Annotated in this window: 18 protein-coding genes; 5 read left to right on the forward strand and 13 right to left on the reverse strand. The window is 71.9% G+C overall.

The features are described from left to right. Window positions 1–4 precede the first annotated feature (4 nt). The 6 genes from OG766_RS34190 to OG766_RS34215 form a co-directional block, all read right to left on the reverse strand. Window positions 5–1,120 carry an acyl carrier protein gene (locus OG766_RS34190; RefSeq protein ID WP_266384679.1) on the reverse strand — a complete coding sequence of 372 codons (1,116 nt, stop codon included), beginning with the start codon at window positions 1,118–1,120 and terminating at the stop codon, window positions 5–7. Continuing rightward, window positions 1,117–2,508 carry a TrpB-like pyridoxal phosphate-dependent enzyme gene (locus OG766_RS34195; protein ID WP_328727120.1) on the reverse strand — a complete coding sequence of 464 codons (1,392 nt, stop codon included), beginning with the start codon at window positions 2,506–2,508 and terminating at the stop codon, window positions 1,117–1,119. Before OG766_RS34195 ends, OG766_RS34190 begins: the two co-directional genes overlap by 4 nt. After that, window positions 2,505–2,789, reverse strand: coding sequence for an acyl carrier protein (locus tag OG766_RS34200; RefSeq protein WP_266384673.1), 285 nt, complete (start codon window positions 2,787–2,789; stop codon window positions 2,505–2,507). The genes OG766_RS34195 and OG766_RS34200 overlap by 4 nt, the downstream gene beginning before the upstream one ends. A 190-nt stretch (window positions 2,790–2,979) precedes the next feature. Next, window positions 2,980–4,287 (reverse strand): glutamate-5-semialdehyde dehydrogenase, encoded by a 1,308-nt coding sequence (locus OG766_RS34205; RefSeq protein WP_328727121.1) that lies wholly within the window; start codon window positions 4,285–4,287, stop codon window positions 2,980–2,982. Beyond that, a complete protein-coding gene (locus OG766_RS34210) occupies window positions 4,281–5,021 on the reverse strand; it encodes an SDR family NAD(P)-dependent oxidoreductase (protein WP_266384667.1) in 741 nt (246 codons plus the stop codon). The genes OG766_RS34205 and OG766_RS34210 overlap by 7 nt, the downstream gene beginning before the upstream one ends. A 291-nt stretch (window positions 5,022–5,312) precedes the next feature. Continuing rightward, window positions 5,313–5,858, reverse strand: a complete 546-nt coding sequence (locus OG766_RS34215) for a CGNR zinc finger domain-containing protein (RefSeq protein ID WP_266384664.1) — start codon at window positions 5,856–5,858, stop codon at window positions 5,313–5,315. A gap of 132 nt (window positions 5,859–5,990) precedes the next feature. Here OG766_RS34215 and OG766_RS34220 point away from each other — a divergent pair, with 132 nt between their 5' ends. From OG766_RS34220 to OG766_RS34235, 4 genes are all read left to right on the forward strand, one after another. Then, a complete protein-coding gene (locus tag OG766_RS34220; protein ID WP_266384661.1) occupies window positions 5,991–7,295 on the forward strand; it encodes an MFS transporter in 1,305 nt (434 codons plus the stop codon). A gap of 153 nt (window positions 7,296–7,448) precedes the next feature. Next, entirely contained in the window at window positions 7,449–8,831 is a 1,383-nt protein-coding gene (locus OG766_RS34225) for a KamA family radical SAM protein (RefSeq protein WP_266384659.1), read from the forward strand. Next, window positions 8,824–10,089 (forward strand): pyridoxal phosphate-dependent aminotransferase, encoded by a 1,266-nt coding sequence (locus OG766_RS34230; RefSeq protein WP_328727122.1) that lies wholly within the window; start codon window positions 8,824–8,826, stop codon window positions 10,087–10,089. Before OG766_RS34225 ends, OG766_RS34230 begins: the two co-directional genes overlap by 8 nt. Window positions 10,090–10,167: 78 nt before the next feature. After that, window positions 10,168–11,286, forward strand: coding sequence for a DUF1015 family protein (locus OG766_RS34235; protein ID WP_328727123.1), 1,119 nt, complete (start codon window positions 10,168–10,170; stop codon window positions 11,284–11,286). 68 nt (window positions 11,287–11,354) lie between these two features. Here OG766_RS34235 and OG766_RS34240 read toward each other — a convergent pair whose 3' ends face one another. The 5 genes from OG766_RS34240 to OG766_RS34260 all read right to left on the reverse strand — a co-directional run bounded on the left by OG766_RS34240 (window position 11,355) and on the right by OG766_RS34260 (window position 16,591). After that, complete coding sequence (locus tag OG766_RS34240) at window positions 11,355–13,301, reverse strand: ABC transporter permease (RefSeq protein WP_266384652.1); 1,947 nt, start codon at window positions 13,299–13,301, stop codon at window positions 11,355–11,357. 91 nt (window positions 13,302–13,392) lie between these two features. Next, window positions 13,393–14,196, reverse strand: coding sequence for a molybdate ABC transporter substrate-binding protein (modA, locus tag OG766_RS34245; RefSeq protein ID WP_328727124.1), 804 nt, complete (start codon window positions 14,194–14,196; stop codon window positions 13,393–13,395). Between the two features lie 102 nt (window positions 14,197–14,298). Further along, window positions 14,299–14,694: a TOBE domain-containing protein gene (locus OG766_RS34250; protein WP_266384646.1), complete on the reverse strand. Its 396-nt coding sequence runs from the start codon at window positions 14,692–14,694 to the stop codon at window positions 14,299–14,301. Window positions 14,695–14,987: 293 nt separating this feature from the next. After that, window positions 14,988–15,959, reverse strand: coding sequence for an SDR family NAD(P)-dependent oxidoreductase (locus tag OG766_RS34255; protein WP_266384643.1), 972 nt, complete (start codon window positions 15,957–15,959; stop codon window positions 14,988–14,990). Between the two features lie 185 nt (window positions 15,960–16,144). Beyond that, window positions 16,145–16,591 (reverse strand): DUF1772 domain-containing protein, encoded by a 447-nt coding sequence (locus OG766_RS34260; RefSeq protein WP_328727125.1) that lies wholly within the window; start codon window positions 16,589–16,591, stop codon window positions 16,145–16,147. A 91-nt stretch (window positions 16,592–16,682) separates the two neighbouring features. On the opposite strand from OG766_RS34260, the gene OG766_RS34265 reads away from it, so the two are divergent. Further along, entirely contained in the window at window positions 16,683–17,261 is a 579-nt protein-coding gene (locus OG766_RS34265; RefSeq protein ID WP_328727126.1) for a TetR/AcrR family transcriptional regulator, read from the forward strand. A 108-nt stretch (window positions 17,262–17,369) separates the two neighbouring features. Here OG766_RS34265 and OG766_RS34270 read toward each other — a convergent pair whose 3' ends face one another. Both OG766_RS34270 and OG766_RS34275 read right to left on the reverse strand, forming a co-directional pair. Then, a complete protein-coding gene (locus tag OG766_RS34270; protein WP_328727127.1) occupies window positions 17,370–19,037 on the reverse strand; it encodes an amidohydrolase in 1,668 nt (555 codons plus the stop codon). Next, window positions 19,034–20,542 carry an APC family permease gene (locus tag OG766_RS34275; RefSeq protein WP_328727128.1) on the reverse strand — a complete coding sequence of 503 codons (1,509 nt, stop codon included), beginning with the start codon at window positions 20,540–20,542 and terminating at the stop codon, window positions 19,034–19,036. Before OG766_RS34275 ends, OG766_RS34270 begins: the two co-directional genes overlap by 4 nt. Between the last annotated feature and the right edge of the window lie 46 nt (window positions 20,543–20,588).

Consider the following 20,588-nt stretch of genomic DNA (forward strand, 5'->3'; position numbering starts at 1 on the left):
GACGTCAGCGGGCCTGGGCGCTCTGCACGAGCCGGCACAGGTCGTCGATGCGGTGGAGGTTCTCCGGCAGGAGGTCCTCGGCGGCGAACTCGATGCCGAGCCGCTCCTCCAGGGCCTCGACGATCTCGACGACCTGGAAGGAGTTGAAGCCGGGGACGGCCGTAAGGGAGGGCGCGGCGAGGACCGCCGCGGTGTCGATGCCGAGGATGTCGGCAACGGTCTCGGTCACCGTCTCGCGCAGCGGGTTCCGCGGCGCGTCGAACAGGGCGCGGTCGGCATGCAGCGCGTCGGTGAGGTCGGCCGTCAGCCGGGCCGGCTCGGGGCGGCCCCGTTGCACCCGGCGCATGGCGAGGAACGCCTGCTCGGCGAGCCGGTCCAGCCGCTTCAGATGGTCGTCGGTGCCGGGGGCGGGGGTCCGGCCGGTGGCGGCCAGGAACTCGGCGTGCAGTCGCCGGGAGCGGGCCAGCAGCCAGGTCTCGGTGGTCAGTTGGTCGAGGGCGGCGAACCGGTCCGGGTGGTCCGCGTAGGCGGCGGCGTAGGCGTCGACGTCGCCGTACTCGCCGGCCGGGCCGACATCCGGTGCCCCGGCCGCGGCTCGTTCGAGAACCATCACCAGGGAGGACTGCGGCAGTTCGGCCCAGTCCAGGACCCACTCGCCCGGGGAGGCGAGGCCCCAGGGGGTGTGGCTGTGGTAGGCGTCGGAGACGAGGGCGCGGTCGCCCTCGGCCGCCACCAGGTAGCTGTGCTGCATGTGCCGCTGCCGGTGGTAGGGCAGCCACGGCATGTCGTAGGTGTCGGCCATGACGTACAGGGGGCCGTGCGCCGCGGCCAGTGCGGCCAGTTCCGTGGGCGGTACGTCGTGGCGGCGCAGCCGCTCGACCAGGCCGATGTCGGCGATGGCGGCCAGCTGGTGCTCGGCCTCCGGCTCGACGGTGGGCAGCTCGTGGGGTCCGGGCCGCGGCGCGAAGCGGACGGTGGCGCCGAGGGCCAGGTGGGTGTCCGGTCCGTGGAAGCGGTCGGCGAGCACGGCGAGGTTGGACTGGACGCAGTCGAGCAGCTCGGCGCGGACGGTCCCCGCCGTCGTGCCTCGCGATGGGGCCGTCTCGGCGGTCAGGGTCATCGCGGGCCTCCGAGCGGGCCGCCGGCGGACAACAGGCTGCCGCGGGGCGGAGAGGAGGCGTCCTGTCCGACGGGGGTGAGTCCGGAGACGGCGCTCATCAGGGCCTGCTCGCTGGGTGCCTCGTCGCCCAGTTCGTCGTTGAGCAGCTGCTCGTACGCGGCGAGGTCGAGGTAGCCGTGACCGCTGACGCAGACGAGGACGCCGTTCTGGGCGCGCATGCCGTCCGCGCCGGAGGTGGCGAGCTTGGCGGCCGCGGCGAGCGCGTGGCCCGACTCGGGGGCGGGCAGCACGCATTCGTTGCGGGTGAGCAGCCGGCCCGCGTCGAGGGCCTCCTGCTGGGTGACGGCGGTGGCGGCGATGTCGCCGGTGTGCCGCATCGCCGAGATGATCTTGGCGGCGCCGTGGAAGCGGAGGCCGGCCGAGTGGGCGTCCGGGATCGGGTAGTCGCTGCCGATGGTGTACATCGCCTCCAGGGGGCCGGTACCGGTGGCGTCCGTCTTGTCGTACGCGTACACGCCGCGGGTGAGTTTGGGCGCGGTGGCGGACTCGGCGGCGACCAGGGTGGGGCCCTGGGTGCCCGTGGCCCGGGCCCCGGCGTGGAAGGGCAGGGCGATGCCGCCGAAGTTGGAGCCGGCGCCGACCGCGCCGACGACCATGTCCACCGTCGCGTCCAGGTCGGCGAGCTGGTCCTGCGCCTCTATGCCGATGACCGACTGGTGCAGGATGCTGTAGGTCTCGCCGCTGCCGATGCAGAAGGCGACGCCGTCGTGGGTGGAGGCGTACTCGACGGCCTCGCCGATCGCCAGCGCGAGGCTGTTGCCGATGCCTTCGCCGCGCCGGTCGGCGACGCCGGTCAGCCCGCTGGGGCTCGAGTGGATCTCGGCGCCGAGCATGCGCATCAGCACCCCGCGGTACGGTTTGCGGCGCAGACTGGAATCGACCATGAAGACCCGGCAGCGCAGGCCGAACAGCGCGCAGGCGGCGGCCATCGCGGTGCCCCACTGACCTGCGCCGGTGCCGGTGACCAGTTCCTTCACGCCGGCCTGCTGGTAGTAGTAGGCCTGGGCGAGGGCGGTGTTCAGCTTGTGGCTGCCGGAGATGTTGCCGCCCTCGTACTTCATGTAGACGGGCACCCGGGAGCCGATGGCCCGCTCGAAGCCGGTCGCCCGCCACAGCGGGGTGGGCCGGAACTGGCGGTAGGCGGCGAGGATCTCCTTCGGGATGTCCCAGTACTCGCGTTCCAGGACGCTCTGCCGGACCAGCTCCATGGGCAGGTTGACACCGACTCCGGTGCCTGCTGCGGCCGTCGCGGGGGTCACGTCCGGGGGCATCGGGGTGGTGAGGTGGGGGAGGGCGCTGCGCCAGCGGGTGGGGAGTGCGATGGTCATCGGGCGTTCTCCGTGCCGGATATGACGACGTCGATGAGGTCGCCGACGGTCCGGAAGCTGCGGCCGACGAACAGGTCGTCGGGCAGGGTGGTGCCCAGCTCGTCCTCGATGCGGACCAGCATGCCGACGAAACCGAGCGAGTTGACGCGCAGCAGATCGCCGACGAGCGGCTCGCTGTCGGAGATGCTGCCGGGATCGATGGACAGCCTGGACTCGGCGATGACGACGCGCTTGACGATGTCGCCGACCGCGGTCCGGTCGATGTGCGGAACGGTGGTCATGGGTGCCTCTCGCTAGAACGTACGCATGGATGGACGGATGGATGGATGGCTGGAGGGAGGAGGACGGCCGCGGCCGGCGGCGCGGGAACCGGTGCGGGCCGGGCCGGCGCGGGCGGTGACGCGACGCGGGGGCGGTTGTCACACCGGGCGGGCTGTGGTCATGGCGCGTGGCGGCCGGACGCGCGGGGGGTCAGCCGCGCAGCTCGCCGTTGGCCTCGATCACCCAGGTGGTGGTCACCAGGGCGCCGAGGGTCACCGGGCCGCGGACGTGCAGGCGTCCCGTGGCGATGGAGATCTCCGAGCCGAGGCCGAGCTTGGGGCCGTCGTGCAGGCGCAGCGATCCGTTGACGACGATCATGGCGGCGTCCACCAGCCGGGCGAACTGCGCGGCCGTCGCGGGGTCCTGAGCGAGAACGCCTTCCGTGTGACGGGAGCCGTAGGCCCGGATGTGCTCCGCGGCGGCGGCCAGCCCCGGGATCGGCCGGAGACCGATCACCGGGTCGAGGAACTCCCGTCCCAGATCGTGCGGTTCGAGAGGTTCGGTGCGCCAGGGCATGCCGTCGCGGGCTGCAGGACCGGCGATGGAGGAGTCCAGGCGGATCGTCAGCGGGGCGTTCTGGCGCTCGCACTCGGCGAGCACGGCGGCCAGGTAGTCGGGCGCGATCTCCTGATCGACCAGGACCATCTCGACCGAGGTGCAGCCGGCCGGCTCGGGCACCTTGCTGTTCAGGGTGACGCGCGCGGCCAGCGCCAGGTCGGCCGACCTGTGCACGTACAGGTGGTTGACGCCGCCTCCGCTGGCGATGAGGGGGATGGAGCTCGCCGTACGGCAGTACTCGATCAGGGAGGGGCTGCCGCGCGGGATGAGGACGTCCACCTGGTCGGGGCGTGCCAGGACGGCCTTCATCAGCGACCGGTCGGGGTCTTCCAGGACGGTGACGAGGCCGGCCGGGAGGCCCGCGGAGGTCAGAGCCTCCTCCACCGCCGCGGCCAGGGCCGCGTCGGTCCTGGCGCTCTCCTTGCCGCCGCGCAGCAGTACCGCGTTGCCGACGGCGATCGGCAGCAGTGCGCCGTCCACGGTCACGGTGGGCCGTGCCTCGTAGATCATGAGGGCCACGCCGAGCGGCTTGGGGACGCTGCGCAGGACACCCCAGTCGCCGGCGGGGATGCCCGGGGCGTCGGCGAGGACCGTACCCAGTTCCCGCTCGACGGCACAGGTCAGTTCCACCATGCGCTCGAGATGCACGTCGGTGAGGCGGAGGCGGTCGACGAGCGTCGGGGGCAGGCCGCGCATCTCGGCGCGGGCGATGTCGGCCCGGTTGGCGTCCTGGATGTCGGGCCAGTGCTCCTTGAGCCGGGCGGCCAGTTCGCGGCAGTAGCGGGCGTAGGCGGCGTCGCCGAGCGGCGGGGCGGCGTCGAAGGCGGTGCGGGCCCGGCGCAGGACGGCGTCAGCGGTGTCCTGCGGGTTCACGGCTGCCGTCTGGGTTGCGGTCACCACATGAACTGCCCTCCGTCGATGATGACCTTCTGGCCGTTGAGGTAGGTGGCGGCGGGGCCGACCATGAACTCCAGGGCGTCGGCGATGTCCTCGGTGGTGCCGATGCGGCGGACGGGGATCTCGTCCAGGGTCTGCGCCATCCGCTCGGGGTCGTCGAGGCGCCAGCGGGTGCGCAGTTCCTCGGTGTCGATCATGCCGGGGATCAGGCAGTTGACCCGGATCGCGGGGGCCAGCTCCAGGGCGAGGCACTTGGTGAGCTGGAGCAGACCGGCCTTGCTGGCGCAGTAGTTGGCGCCGTCGACACGCGGCCGGATGCCGGTGGTCGCCCCGACGTTGACGACGGAGCCGCCGCCGGCGGCGATCATCGCGGGGGCGAGGGCTCGGATCAGCCAGAAGGGACCGGACAGGTTGGTGTCCAGGACCTTGCGCCAGTCCTCGTCGGTGAGTTCGAGGAACGGGCGGTCGCGGTTGAGACCTGCGTTGTTCACGAGGACCGCGGGGGCGCCGTACGTGCGCAGCACCGTGGCCGCGGCGTCGGCCACCTGCCGCGGGTCGGAGAGGTCGGCCTGGATCGCCGTCAGGGATCCGGCGTTGTCCCGCTCCGCCTTCTCGGCCGCCTCTCGGTCGGACCCGTGGAAGGCGACGACGTGATGTCCCATGCGGATCAGGCGGCGGCTCAGTGCCAGCCCTATTCCCCGGGTCCCACCGGTGACAACGGCAATTCTGTCCGTCATTACGGACTCCTCGTCATGGCGTGGGTTGGAATTCATTCGGGATGTCGAATGGAATGCCGCCATGCTAAGGATTGGCCGCCGGGCGGGGTCAAGAATTCACGGCGGGCGGCCCATAGAGATGTCGGATGAGGTTATCGCCAGACCCTCGTAAGGGAGGTGTCGACTGCGGGTATTCAGTTCACCCATGACCCCATGCGCAATTCCACGGCGACGCTTCTCCGCTGCCCGGGCACGGGGCGTAGAGTGCGCGCGCACCGCGCAGGGGCGCCTTCGGTGACAGCGTCCGTGCGCTCAGCCGGCCAGGTCGCGCCGCCGCGTCGCGTACCGCCGGGACTTGGTGCGGTTGCCGCATACGCGCATCGAGCACCAGCGGCGGCTGTGGTTCTTCGAGGAGTCCCAGAACACCCAGCCGCAGGTGTGCTCGGCGCACCGCTTGAGTCGGTGGACGTGGCCGGTCAGCACGACCTCGGCCCAGGCGACTGCGAGCCGGGCCAGCGCGGTCCGGGCGGGCGGACCGCCGGGGGCGGGCACCAGCGGCGCGCCCGGGGTGCCGAAGGTGACGAGGACCGGCACATCGGCGAGCACTGTGTCGGCGAGGGCGAGCCGCCGCGGCTCCACCGGGTCGTCGGTGTCGAGGGCCTCACGGATGCCGGCGCGCAGTGTGAGGAAGGCCTGGTGCTCCTCCTGCGTGAGCCCCAGTGAGGTGTGCGCCAGGTTCCTGTCCGTCAGCCAGGCCGCCAGCTCGGCGCGAGTGGCGACGTCGTCGTCGCCGCTCTCCAGGTCGACGGTGTTGGTGAAGGCCTCGATCAGTTCAGCGGCGGGGGACGGGTCGAGCATGGACGCGCCGCCTTTCCGATGGGAGTTCGTGATGAGGCCATCGAACGAGGTGATGGGCGATGGCCGGATTGGTACGGCACGCCCACCATACCGCTGCCATACTGACCATCAAAGGCTCTTAGGAGGTTAGCTATGGAGAGTTCGACGGACCAGCGGTCGCCGGCGACGAAGGCCCGGCCCCTGACCCGGACACCGCAGGAGGCACCACCGCGCGATGTCAGCAACCGCAACACCACGGTCCTGGTGACCTTCACGGCGATCACGAACCTGGCCGACGGTGTCACCAAGGTCGTGCTGCCGCTCATGGCCACGCAGCTCACCGACTCCCCGGCCCAGGTGGCCGGCGTGGGCCTCACCCTCACGCTGCCCTGGCTGCTCGTCGCCCTGCACGTGGGCGTGCTGGTGGACCGCTTCGACCGGCGTCTGCTGCTGTGGATCGCGGACATCGCCCGCATGCTCGTCGTCGCGGCCCTGCTGTTCCTCTCGCTGCAGGACGCCGTGACCATCCCCGCGCTGTACACGGGCGGCCTCGTGCTGGGCGTCGCCGAGGTGGTCGCGCTGACCTCCGCCGCCACTCTCGTCCCGTCCGCCGTGGCACCGGCCGGCCAGGAACGGGCGAACGCCTGGGTGGCCGGCGCCGAGACCGCCTGCAACGAGTTCTGCGGGCCGTTCGTCGGCGGACTCCTGGTGGCCGCCGGCGCGAGCGTGGCACTGGGCTGGACCGGAGCGGGCTACCTGATCGGCACCCTGATCCTGGTCCTGCTCGTGGGCCGGTTCAAGCCGAAGGCGGACGACACCCGCCCGGCCGGCACCGTCAACCAGCGCATCGGCGAGGGTGTCCGCTTCCTGTGGCAGCAGCGCCTGCTGCGGCTGATGGCCCTCGCCGTGACCGTGCTCTCCGCCTGCTGGGGCGCCTGGCTCGCGCTGATGCCGCTGGTCGCCACCTCGCTGATGGACCTCGACGCCCGCGAGTACGGCATGCTGCTGAGCGCCCTCGGCGCCGGTGGCCTCGTCGGCGCGCTCACCGTCACCACCGTCAACCGTGTACTGGGGCGCCGCTGGTCGATGTTCGCCGACCTCCTCGGCACCGCGGCCATGGTCGCCACCCCCGTCATCTCCACCAACCTCTGGGTCGTGGCCGCCGGTGCGTTCCTCGGCGGCATGGGCGGCATCCTGTGGACGGTCAACTCCCGCACCATCAGCCAGCGACTCGTCCCCGACGCCATGTTCGGCCGCTACAACGCCGCGGCGCGGCTCTTCAGTTGGGGTGCGATGCCGCTCGGCGCCGGCCTGGTCGGCGTCCTGGCGGAATGGTTCGGTATCCGCACCGCGTTCGCCGTGTTCACCGTCGCCACCCTCCTGATCATCGTCCCGTTCCTGCGGACCGTGACCCCGCAGGCGCTCGCGGAGGCCGACGCGGCGCCCGCACGCCGCTGAGCCCGCGCCACACCGCGCCCGCACGGCGGGATTTGTTTATCCAGGTATGCGAAAGACCTATCGGCCGGCCGTCGAACCACCTGGTTCCGGTCGGCCCGGTCGTCCTACGATCAAGAAAATTGCTCGGGTCAGCTTTGAACCGGAGGAACTCGCATGCCCTCACTTTCTCCCGCCGCTATGGAAACGGAAAGGTTCCGGGCCTACGGCGCCCGCCATGTGGACGAGCTGCGCGACAGGTTCGGAATACCGGACCACATCGCCCGGTCCATAAAATCGCTCGCCGCGGTACTCCCGTTCCGCGTGAACGAATACGTCCTCGCGAATCTCGTCGACTGGGACAACATCCCGGACGACCCGATCTTCCAGATGGTCTTCCCGCAGAGCGGGATGCTCCGTCAGGAGGACGAGCGTCGGCTCGCGGCCCTGGTGGACGATCCCGACGCCAAGAAGGAGCTCCGCCTCACCGTCCAGCAGATCCGGGGGAGCCTCAACCCTCACCCCTCCGGGCAGAAGCAGCTCAACGTTCCGACCGTGGACGGCAACGAGATGCCCGGCATCCAGCACAAGTACCGCGAGACCGTGCTGTACTTCCCGGGCCAGGGCCAGACCTGCCACTCGTACTGCACCTACTGCTTCCGCTGGGCCCAGTTCGTGGGAGACGCCGACCTGCGCTTCGCCGTGCCGGAGCCCAGCCGCCTGGTGGAGTACCTGAGCCACCATCCCGAGATCGACGACGTGCTCGTGACCGGCGGAGACCCGATGATCATGTCGACCGACCGGCTGCGCAGCCACCTCGAACCGATCCTGAACGTACCCACGGTCCGGACCATCCGCATCGGCACCAAGTCGGTCGCCTACTGGCCGCAGCGGTTCGTGACCGACAACGACGCCGACGACGTACTGCGCCTGTTCGAGGAGATCGTCGCCTCCGGCCGCAACCTCGCGGTGATGATGCACTTCACCCACCCGCGCGAGCTGGAATCCGACCTGGCTCGCCGGGCCATCGCCCGCATCCGCTCCACCGGCGCCCTCGCCTACTGCCAGGCCCCCTTGGTGGCCCGCGTCAACGACGACGCGGAGACCTGGAGTGCCCTGTGGCGCGCCGAACTCGCTGCCGGGGCCGTGCCGTACTACATGTTCGTCGAGCGGGACACCGGCCCGTACGAGTACTTCAAGGTGCCGCTCGCCCGCGCCCACGAGATCTTCCGGTCCGCCTACCTGACCCTGCCGGGCCTGGCCCGCACCGTCCGGGGGCCGGTCATGTCGGCCACCCCCGGCAAGGTGATCGTCGACGGCGTCACCGAGAGCGCGGAGGGACGCTTCTTCCAACTGCGCATGCTCCAGGCCCGCGACCCGCAGCTGGTCGGACGCCCGTTCCGGGCGCACTACTCGGAGACCGCCGCATGGCTGGACGAGCTCCGGCCGGCCGACGACGCGCCCGCCGACATCGCCGCCGCGATCCGCGGCCCGCTGCCGCAGGTCACCGACGACATCGACTCGTCCGCCTGGCTCCGTCAGGAGCTCGCCCATGCCTGAGGCCACGCTCTGGCGGACGTCCCCCAACCTCGCGCTGAACCAACTGGTCGCAGAGCGCCGCGCGGCCGGTGACGACGTGGTGCACCTGGCCTTCGGCGAGTCACGGCTCCCCGCCTTCGGGCCGCTGACCGAACGGCTGGCCCGCGGCGCCGACCGCAACGCCTACGGGCCGGTGGCCGGCGGCGAGCCGGTACGCCGGGCAGCGGCCGGATACTTCAGCCGCCGCAACATGCCCACCGGACCGGACCAGATCGTCGTCGGCCCGGGCAGCAAGCCCCTGCTGATGGCTCTTCAGCACGTGCTTCCCGGCGACGTCCTGATCCCACGGCCGGCCTGGAACTCCTATGTCCCGCAGGCGCGACTGGCCGGCAAGACGGCATTCGAGGTGCCCATCCCGTCCGAGTGCGGAGGCATCCCGGACCCGGCCGCCCTGCGCGACGTGGTACGGCAGGCGCGCGCCGCCGGCGGCGACCCGCGCATCGTCGTGCTGACCCTGCCGGACAACCCGACCGGCACGCTCGCGCCGCCCGCCCTGGTCCGCGAGATCTGTGCGGCTGCCGAGGAACTCGACCTCGTCATCATCTCCGACGAGATCTACCGCGACATCGTCCACGATCCGGCCACCCCGTTCCTCAGCCCCGCCGAGGTCGCGCCCGAGCGCACCATCGTCACCAACGGCCTGTCGAAGACGCTGGCGCTGGGCGGCTGGCGCATCGGAGTGTGCCGGTTCCCGGACAACGCCTGGGGCCTGTCGGTCCGTGACGGGGTGACCTCGGTGGCCAGCGAGGTCTGGTCCACCCTGGCGGGCCCCATGCAGGAGGTCGCGGCCTACGCCTTCGCCGAACCGGAGGAGATCCGGCAGCGGTTGTCGGCCAGCGCCCGACTGCACGGAGCAGTGGCCCGAGCGGTGTACGAGATCATGGTGGACGCCGGCGCCACCTGCCGTCCCCCCACCGGCGGCTTCTACGTGTACCCGGACTTCGAGCCGCTGCGCACGCACCTCGCCTGGCGCGGCGTCACCGACTCGGCCGGCCTGCAGCGCCACCTGCTCGACACCTACGGCGTCCTGGTGCTGGGCGGCCACCACCTCGGCGACGACGCGGGCGCGCTCCGCTTCAAGGCGGCGACCAGCATGCTCTACGGCGAGACCGCCGAGGAGCAGGAGCGGTCCCTGGCGGCGGCCGACCCGCTGGCCCTGCCCCACGTCGAGCGCGTGCTGTCCCGACTCAAGGAAACCTTCACCAAGCTGAGCCAGTAGGCCGCACCCCGGCCGGTTCCCTCACACCGGGCCCGCCGGGGACGGCCCAGGCCGACGAGGAAGCAGCGAGCACCAGGGATGCCAACGACCGCACAGACCCTGCGAACGGACACACTCCCCGCCCGGGGAGCCGGGGCCGGACTGGCCCTGCACCCCTTCCTGGGAATCCGCCGGACCCGGCACTCCTTCGCGCGCGACCGCACGCCCGCCTTCTACGTGCTGGAGCAGCGCCGCGGTGCGGAACTGCTCCAGCGGGGCGTGATCGGCGCACTCGACCTGGGCACGGCGGAGCGGGCCGTCCACCCGCACGAGCACGTACTCCCGCAAAAGGTGGCCGTTCAGCGAAGCATCCTCCGCGCGGTCGGCGGCAGCCCTGAGCCGGTGCTGCTCGCCTGCCGGGGCGCCACCGGCGTGGACTCGGTGCTCGACCCCGTCACGGCGGGCCCGCCGGACACGGAGCTGTCCCAGCCGGACGGCATCCGTCACCTCCTGTGGCGGTGCACCGACCCGGACCAGCAGGCGGTGGTGGCCGCCGGCCTCGCCGAGCAGCCCGCCCTGCTGGCCGACGGCCACCACCGCTTCGCGGCGGCGCTGGAACACCGCCGGACCTTCGGCGGCCGGCCCGGGCCCTGGGACCGGTTGCCGGCACTCGTCGTGGACACCGCGGGCCACCCGCTCGGCCTGCGGGCCATCCACCGCCACCTGCCAGGCCTCCCCGCCGAGGAGGCCGCGGCCCGCGCCTCCACCGTGGCCACCGTCGAAGAGGTCACCCGGCCCGGGCCGTCCCCCGTACCGCGCCCGGGAGAGTTCATCCTGACCGGTGTCGGCGTGCGCCACTGGTCGGTCCGCGACGTCTCCGCCGACCACGTACGGTCCGCACTTCGCGGCCGTCCCCCGTCCTGGGCCTCCCTGGACACGGCCGTACTGCACCACCTGTTCATCGACCGGGTATGGCGGGGCGCCCTGAGCAGCCCTCAGATCTCCTACCTCCACGGAACGCCTCGGGGACCGCAACCCGTTCCGGCCGGAGGCACCCTCGTCCTGCTCGCCCCACCGACGGAGGCGGACGTCCACGACCTGGCGGGCAACGGCATCCTGATGCCCCAGAAGTCGACGGCCTTCGGACCCAAACCCCTTCCCTGGCTGGTCACTTACCACCACACCCACCAGACCCGCACGCGCGCTGGAAGGCACTGAGCCACTCCACCGCCTGTTCAAGCACTCCACACGTGTGGCTCGGGGCGCGTTCGGGCCGGGGGATCGGCTCAGAGGGCCACTACGGTCGGTTCGGTCGCCTTGACGCTGGTCCACACCGGAGTGCCGTCGGCGAGGCCGAGTTCGGCGGCGGCCTGCGGGGTGATCTCGGCGACGAGGTCCGGTGCCTGCTCCGAGGCGATCAGGACGCGGAGCCGGCTTCCACTGGTGGTGATCTCCCGTACCGTGCCGGGCCATACGTTGCGGGGGCTGCCGGTGGGCTTGTCCCGGTGGACGGCGACCGCTTCCGGCGCGATGATCGCGAGCGCGTCCGTGCCCGTCGGGAGCTGGTCCGCCACGACGAGCGTGCCGCCGCCGGTGAGCCGGATGCCTTCCGCGGTGGCGGTGCCCGGCCAGGCGTTGCGGCCGAGCATGCGGGCCACCCAGGGGGAACGCGGGTGACGGGTGACCTCGGTGGGCGGGGCGTCCTGGAGGGCGCGTCCTTCGTCGAGGACGAGGACCCGGTCGGCGAGTGCGACGGCTTCGACGGGGTCGTGCGTGACGATCAGGCACACGCCGCCGAAGCCGTCGAGATGGCTGCGCAGGGTGTGCCGGACATGGGCGCGGGTGGTCTGGTCGAGGGCGGCGAGAGGCTCGTCGAGCAGGAGGAGCCTGGGGTGGGCGGCCAGCGCGCGGGCCAGCGCGATCCGCTGGGCCTGACCGCCGGAGACCTGCGCCGGTTTACGGTGGGCGAGATGGCCGACGCCGAGCCGGTCGAGCCACTCCTGGGCGCTGCGACGGGCCTCGGCGCGCGGGACGCCGTGGGCGCGCAGGCCGTAGGCCGTGTTGGCGAGGGCGCTCAGGTGGGGGAAGAGGGCGCCGTCCTGCGGGACCCAGGCAACACCTCTGCGGTGCGGGGGGAGTGCGGTGACGTCGGTGTCTCCGAGCCGGAGTTCGGCGTGGGCGCGCGGGGTGAGGCCGAGGAGGGCGCGCAGGAGCGTGGTCTTGCCGGCGCCGTTGGGGCCGACGACGGCGATCGTGGTGCCCGGTTCGGCGTCCAGCGTGAGTCGGTTGAAGCCGGTGATCTCGGCATGCAGGGACCAGAGTTCCCGGGGAGCCTCGCGCCGTTGGTCGACGGGCCGGGGAACGGAGGCCGGGGCCACACCCGGTTCGGCGTCGTCCACCGCGGGCACGGGTGCGGGCGTGCGGTCGGAGGGTGTGCCGGTCCAGCGGCCGCGCAGAGCGATGAGGACGAGCATGGCGATGGCGAGCAGCAGGAGGGAGACCGAGGTCGCCGCTTCGGGCGCGTCCTGGAGGAGCAGATAGACCTGCAGGGGCAAGGTCTGGGTGGTGCCGGGCAGGTTGCCGGCGAACGTGATGGTCGCGCCGAACTCGCCCAGCGCCCGCGCCCAGGTGAGCGCGGCGCCGGCGATGAGGCCGGGGGCGACCATGGGCATCGTGACGGTGAAGAACACCCGCACCGGCGAGGCACCGAGTGAGGCCGCGGTCTCCTCGTAGCGGGGCCGCAGCCCGCCCAGCGCCCCTTCGAGGCTGATGACGAGGAACGGCATGGCGACGAACGTCGCGGCGAAGACCGCCCCCGAGGTGTGGAAGGGCAGCGTGATGCCGAACGTGTTCTCCAGCCAGGGGCCGAGGAGCCCGCGCCGGCCGAAGGCGAGCAGCAGCGCGACACCGCCGACGGTCGGCGGCAGCACCATCGGCAGCAGGACCAGGGACCGTACGAACGCCTTGCCGGGGAACGGGACCCGGGCCAGCAGCCACGCCAGCGGTACGCCCAGGACCAGCGAGAGCCCGAGCGCCCAGAACGAGACGATCAGGGAGAGCCGCAGCGCCTCGGTGGTTCCGGGGCTCGTGAGATGGTCCCCGAGTTCACCCCACTGTGTCCGTGCGAGGATCCCGACCAGCGGCAGCAACAGGAACGCGACGGCCAGCAGCGCGGGGATCGCGAGAGTGACCGGGGTGCGGGGGCCCGGTGCGCGACTGCGGATGCGTTTCATCGGAGATCCCTGGGACTCGCGGTGACGGAGATGCGGGAAGGAGGGCTGCCCTTCCCCCGAACGGGCAGCCACTTCACGTCGGTCGCCGGGACTACGGCTGCTGGAAGCCCGCGTCCCGGAGGATCTTCTGTGCCTCGGGCGAGGACAGCCAGGCGACGAACGCGGCGGCCGCTTCCGCGTTCTTGGACTGCTTCAGCGCGGCGGCCGGGTATGCGGCTATGGCGTTCTGCGCGTCCGGGATGTCGACGGCGTCGACCTTGTCCGGGGCCGATGCGGCGTCGGTCTTGTAGACGAGCCCGGCGTCGGCCTCGCCGAGTTCGACCTTGCTCAGCACGGCCCGGACGTTCGGCTCCTGCGAGACCGGCTTCACCGTGATCTTCTGGGCGTCGAGGATCTTCTTGCTGTACTTGCCGGCCGGCACCTCGGGAGCGGCGAGGACGACCTTCAGCTTCGTGTCCGCGAGGTCCTTGAGATCGTCGACCTTGTGGGGGTTGCCCTCAGTGGTGGCGATGACGAGCCGGTTCCTGGCGATGATCGCCGGCGTGGCGGTGTCCGCCTTCACGCTGTCCATGCTCTTGGTGTCGGCGGTGACCAGCGCGTCGGCCGGGGCGCCCTGCTTGACCTGGGCGACCAGTTCCTGGGACCCGGCGAAGGAGAACCTGATCCTCGTGCCCGGGTTCTTCTTCTCGTACGCGGCGCCCGCGGACTTGAACACATCGGTCAGTGAAGCGGCTGCCAGCACCGTCAAGTTGGCCGAGGGGGAACCGCCGACGGACGCGGTGACCGTCGCGTCGCCACCGTCCTTCCTGGAGCCGCCGCAGGCGGCGAGGGGGACCAGGAGGGCCGCGGTCAGTACGGCAGCGGCGGCGCGGCGTCCGGTGAACGTGAGAGACATGAAGACGGGACTCCTTGGGAACACGGCCGGCCTGGTGCCGTCCGTTGCGGGTGGTGGTGAGCCGCGCCGGTGACGGGCGACGCCGCTTGGTCGTGCAAGGGGTCAGGTGCGGTCGATGTGCACGCTGGTCGACTTCACGCGGGCGGTGGCCTGCATGCCGACTTCGAGTCCCAGTTCCTCGACGGCCTCCCGGGTCAGCAGGGACACCAGCCGGTGCGGGCCCGCCTGGATCTCGACCTGGGCCGCGACGTCGCCGAGTTTGACGGCGGTGACGATGCCGGGGAAGGCGTTGCGGGCGGAGGTGTAGGAGACGTCGTCCTCTCCACCGCCGCTCTGGGCGACCTCGATGGAGAAGGCGGCCAGATCGCGGCCGTCGATGAGACGGCGACCATTGTCGTCGCGATGGGTCGCGACCCGGCCGGCATCCGCCCAGCGGCGCGCTGTATCGGGACTGACGCCCAGCAAACGTGCCGCCTGTCCGATGGTGTAGGACTGCATACGCCACACGCTAGAGCTATTGATCTGGCATCTGCAAGTGCTGATGCGATTATCCATGGCAGATGCAAGTCGAGTCAGAGGAAGGTCCCAGAAGCTGTGACCGGTCGCTCGCAGGCGTCGCCATGCGCGCCCGTGCAGGTGTCGGGCGGGCGGTAGAGGCACTTCCGGCCTGGATGGCGCGGCCCAGGTGGGGCCACGGCGTCGGGGCAGCACTGGCCCGGGGAGTGGCGGGGCGTCCGCCATGAGGAGGGCGGCCGGGGGAGCGCTGGGGGCCGTATCCGTGACGGCGCCTCTCAGGTGGCGAACGCGTCCACGCCGGTCAGTTCCGCGGACAGTGCCCACAGGCGGGCCGCCTGCTGCGGATCCGTGGCCCACTCCTTGACGCCGACCCGGGAGCCGTCCGCCGGGGCGGGCTCGGCGATGTCGCAGTCCTCCAGGTAGACGCCGCCCATGCCGTTCAGTTGAGGGGAGGTCGCAGCCCACACCTGCGTGGCCGCACCCTGCTGCGGTGTCTTGAACGCCTCCGGGTGGAGTGGGTTGCCGTCCTCGTCGATCCAGCCCCGCTCGACCATCTCCTGCTTCTGCAGATGCCGCTGAAGGGGAGTCAGGATGCCACCAGGGTGCACCGAGAAGGCCCGCACACCCCGCTCCCGGCCGAGACGGTCGAGTTGCACGGCGAACAGCGCGTTCGCCGTCTTGGCCTGTCCGTACGCCTCCCACTTGTCGTAGCCGTGGCGCCAGTGGACGTCGTCCCAGCGGACGGGGGAGGAGTGGTGGCCGGTGGAGGAGACCGAGACGACGCGGGCACCGCCCGGTTCGATCGCAGGCCACAGGCGGTTGACGAGGGCGAAGTGGCCGAGGTGGTTGGTGGCGAACTGGGCCTCCCAGCCCGGCCCGACCCGGGTCTCGGGGCAGGCCATGATCGCCGCGCTGTCGATGACGATGTCCAGGGTGCGGCCCGAGGCGAGGAACCGCTCGGCGAAGGCGCGCACGCTGTCCAGGTCGCCGAGGTCCAGTTCGTCCACCTCGACACCGTCGATCCCGGCCAGGTTCTCCTGTGCCGCGCCGACCCGGCGGGCCGGGATGACGACACGGGCGCCGGCCTTCGTCAGTGCGCGTGTGGTCTCGACGCCGATGCCCGAGTAGCCACCCGTCACCAGGGCGAGCCGACCGGTGAGGTCGATGCCCGCGAGGACATCGTCGGTGCTGCTCCGGGCGCCGAAGCCCGAACCGATCTTGCGCTGCGGCGTGGTGCTGTCGCTCATGACGGCACGCTACGAATTCGAGTGCCCTCGAAGTCAAGCGGGCCCGCGGCTGCGGTCCGAACAGGCCGCGAACGAGGAAGCGGCCGCGACCGGACGGGCGAATCGTGCCCCGACGCACGATGCCGCTGCACGAGTGCACGAGTCACCCCGAGTGCGCGCCACCTGCGCGGTCTCGGCCCACGCGTTCAGGCGAGGGCGGCGGCCAGCAGGGCGAACGCGGCGACGATGACGGCGACGCGGACGTAGTGGAAGCGGTCCCAGCGGTTCATCTGCTGCTTCCAGTCGGCCGGCAGGCCCTCGGCGGTCCACGTCTTGACCCGGTTGTTGATCGGGACGAGCAGCAGGATCGACATGACCACGCTGAGGGTCAGCAGCGCGGCGGCGGTGACGACGAGACCGGCGCCGTGGTGGTCCCATCCGGCGATGGCCCAGACTGCGGCGAGGACGAGCGAGCCGATGTACCAGAACGGCATCACGGCGCCGAGCAGCCGGGCCCCGTGGGTGCGGCCGCGCAGGCCGTTGTCGCCGGGGAGCCCGTCAAGGATCGGGTTGACGAAGAAGGCGACGGAGAACTCCACGCCCACCATCACGCCGACGACCACGGTGGTGAAGACCTCGAGTGCATTGAGCATGATGACCACTCCTCGGATCTAGCGTTGCTAGGTGATGAGGCAACGCTAGTGCTGCTGCCGCTCGATTGTCTAGCGGTGCTAGGATCGAATCATGTCGGTACAGGAACGCAAGGAGCGCGAACGGGCGGGACGCGAACGCCTCATCTTGGCGACGGCCCGCGAACTCGCCGAGCAGCAGGGCTGGGACGCGGTCACCACCCGCCGGCTCGCCGAGCGCATCGAGTACAGCCAGCCCGTCCTCTACAGCCACTTTCGCGGCAAGCGCGAGATCATCGGCGCCGTCGCCCTCGAGGGTGCCGCCGAGATGGCCGCGGCGCTGCGGGCCGCGGCCTCCGCCGCGGACGGCCCGCGCGCCCGGGTCACCACCGTCGCCCGCGCCTACCTCGACTTCGCCGAACGCAACCCGGCGGTCTACGACGCCATGTTCCAGCTCGACGGCGGCCTGGCGTTCGCGAAGGAGGACACCCCGGAGCCGCTGAAGGACGCCTTCGCCGCCCTGCTGGAGAGCCTCGGCGAGGTCGCCGGGGACGGCGTCCACCCGGCGCTGTTCACCGAGGTGTTCTGGGCGGCCCTGCACGGGCTGGCGACCCTGACCCGGGCGGGACGGCTGCCGCCGGGGGACGCCGGGCGAAGGGTGGAGCTGCTGGTGGACCGGCTCGTCATGATCTGACGCACCGTCCGGGGCGGGCGGTCACCCGGGGTCTTCCGGCCCGGCCGACCGGCTTCAGGGACCGCCCCCCCCCGGACGGTCCCTGAAGCCTGACCCACCGGACACCCCCTAGTCCGCGACGTGCACCGGGGCGCCGCCCACGTACGTCCGTACGTACCGGATGCCGTGCAGCTCCCCGGGTGCGACGGCGAACGGGTCCCGGTCCAGCACCGCCATGTCCGCGAGCCGCCCGGGGGCGAGGACGCCGGCCTCGTCCTGGTGGTTCACCCAGGCCGAACCCGCCGTGTACGCGGCGAGCGCGTCGGTGAGGGTGAGGCGCTGGTGCGGCAGGAACGGGGGACGTGGTTCGGGCTCGCCCAGTTCCTCCGGCCAGACCTGGCGGTTCACGGCGACGTGGATGCCGTGCATCGGGTCGGGACTGGAGACGAACCAGTCACTGCCGGCCGCGAGCGTCGCGCCCGCCGCGTGGAGTGCGCCGAACGGATACTGGAGGGCGCCGCGCTCCGCGCCCAGGAAGGGCAGCGTGAGGTCGTCCATGGCGGGTTCGTGGGCGGCCCACAGCGGCTGGATGTTGGCGGTGGCGCGCAGGGTGCGAAAGCGCGGGATGTCGTCGGGGTGGACGACCTGGAGGTGGGCCAGGTGATGCCGGTTGCCGGTGTGGCCGTTGGCCGCGACGGCGGCTTCCAGGGAGTCCAGGGCCTCGCGGACGGCGCGGTCGCCGAGGGCGTGGAAGTGGATCTGGAAGCCTTCGGCGTCCAGGCGGACCGCGGCCTCCCGGAGCAGCGCCGGATCGACCATGGACAGCCCGAGACTGTCGCCGGGGCAGCCGCAGGAGTCCAGGTAGGGCTCCAGCATGGCGGCGGAGAAGTTCTCCACCACGCCGTCCTGCATGATCTTCACGCTGCCCGCGGTGAACCGCCGCCCGCCCTGCGCGGCCGCCTTCGCCCGGCGCGCGAGCAGCGACTCGATCTGCTCCAGGCCGGCTTCGCGGTCCCACCAGAGGGCGCCGCGGACACGTGCGGTGAGCGAGCCGTCCGCGTCGGCGGCCAGATAGGTGTCGAGCGGATCGGAGTTGCCGCCGTACGCGCCGACCAGCGCGTCCTGCCAGCCGGTGATGCCGAGGGAGTGGAGGTGCGCCTGGGCGGCGAGGAGTCCGGCGCGGGCCCGTGCGGCGGAGACCGGCGGGGTACGGTCGCCGACCAGCCCCATGGCGCCCTCGTGCAGCACACCGGTCGGCTCGCCGTCCGGGCCGCGTTCGATACGGCCGTCCGCCGGGTCCGGGGTGTCGCGGTCGACGCCGGCCAGGGCGAGCGCTCGGGCGTTGGCCCAGGCGGAGTGCCCGTCCCGCACCGGGAAGTACGCGGGCCGGTCGGGCACCAGCGCGTCCAGCAGCCCACGGGGCGGCAGCCCGCCCGGGAACGCGTCGAACGACCAGCCGCTGCCGACGATCCACTCCTCCTCCGGATGCGCGGCCGCGTACGCCCGGATGATCCTGCGGTACGCGTCCACGTCCCGCGCACCGGACAGGTCGCAGCCGAGCATCCCGATGCCCGCGAACACGGGGTGCACATGCGCGTCGGTGAACCCGGGGAGTACGAACCGCCCGTCCAGATCGACGACTTCGGTACGGGGCCCGGCCAGCTCGCGGATCTCGCGGTCGCTGCCGACCGCGGTGATCCGGTCGCCGGCGACCGCGAGCGCCGAGGCGCGGGCGCGGACGGGTCCGGCGGTCCAGACGGTGCCGTTGAGGAGGACGAGATCGGGGGCGGTGCTCACGCGGAGACTCCAGTGGACGAGGAAGCGGACATGGGTGCGGCTGCGGATACGGATGCGGGTGCGGGGGCGAGCGGGGACGCGGGCTGGGTGAAGTAGGCGGCCTTGCGCCGGTAGCGGGTCCAGAAGGCGGCGGGGACGCCGAGGAGGACGGCGCCGAGCGGGAGGGCGGTGAGGAAGCGCCCGTTCTCCGGGTCGAAGGCCATGTGGTCGACGGAGGTCCACTGCAGGTAGGCGACCAGACCGCCGAGGAGGAGCAGCGCCGTTCCGCCGAGCGCGGGCAGGACGCCCACGGCGAGGATGTCGCGCAGGCGTCCGCCACGCAGCTCGTGCCGGAAGGTGATCACGCACGCCCAGCCTCCGATGCCGTACATCAACGACACCAGGATGCCGACCGAGTTGACGACCGCGAGCACGACCTCGGAGAGTTCGCCGACGGCGAGCCCGGCCACGGAGAGCGCGACCGCGAGCCCGGCGGTGCGCAGGGTGGAGGTGACCGGGGTCCGGCGGGACGGGTGCAGCCGGGCCCAGCTGGGACCGAGCACACCGTCGCGGCCCATCGCCAGGGTGAGCCGGGAACCGGCGATCACCGAGGACTGCATGCAGGCGACGGTGGCGGCGAGCATCGCGGCGATCGCGGCGATCGCGCCGCCGGTTCCGTAGAAGGTGCGGGAGAGTTCGGTGATCCCGGCGAGCGGGTCGGTGAGCTGCCCGGGCGTGAGCGCGTGCAGGAAGCCGGCCGCGCCGATCAGGAACAGCACCAGTGTGACCACGATCGCGATCAGCCCGGCCCGGCCCGAGGACCGCGCCTCGGCGTTCTCCTCGACCACGCTGAAGGCGCTCTCCCAGCCCCAGAACATGTACGCGGCGAGCACCGTGGCGCTGAGCAGGGTGAGCGTGTCGGGGAAGGCGAACGGCGAGAACCAGGACACCTGCACGGGAGCGGCGTCCCCGCGTACGAAGGCGGTCACGACGACCGTCAGGACGACCACCGCGGACAGGCCGAGCAGCACCGACTGCACGGCGGTCGCGTCCTTCACGCCGCGCACCGCGCCGATCACGATCAGGCCGGTCCACAGCAGACCGGTGAGCGTGACCGCGAGTGTCGACTGCGTGCTGAACAGCCCTGTCTCGTGGGCAAGTTGGAGGGTGAACTGACCGGTCAGCTGGCCCGCGTAGGAGAGGAACATGATGTTGGTGGCGACCGAGGTCCAGCCGGTGAGATAGCCGGCCCACGGACCGAGTGCGCGGCGGACCCAGACGTACGCGGTGCCGCAGTTGGGGTCGCGGGCGGCGAGGCGGGCGTAGCCGCCGGACACGGCGAGGATCGGGAGCGCCGCCAGCAGGAACGCGGCGGGGAGCGAGGTCCCGGCGACGGCGGCGAGGAAGCCGAGTCCGATGCCGATGGAGACGGTGGGGCTGATGTTGGCGAGCGCGATGATCACGCCGTGGCGGGTGCGGAGGGTCTTGCGGAACTCGTCGTGGCGGGGGTTCTGGCCGTCGTCCATGCGCGGTCCTCCTCGTTCCGGGGTGAGGGAAGGAAAGCGCCCGCCG

The sequence above is a fragment of the Streptomyces sp. NBC_00259 genome (genome assembly GCF_036181745.1).
GTDB lineage: Bacteria > Actinomycetota > Actinomycetes > Streptomycetales > Streptomycetaceae > Streptomyces > Streptomyces pratisoli.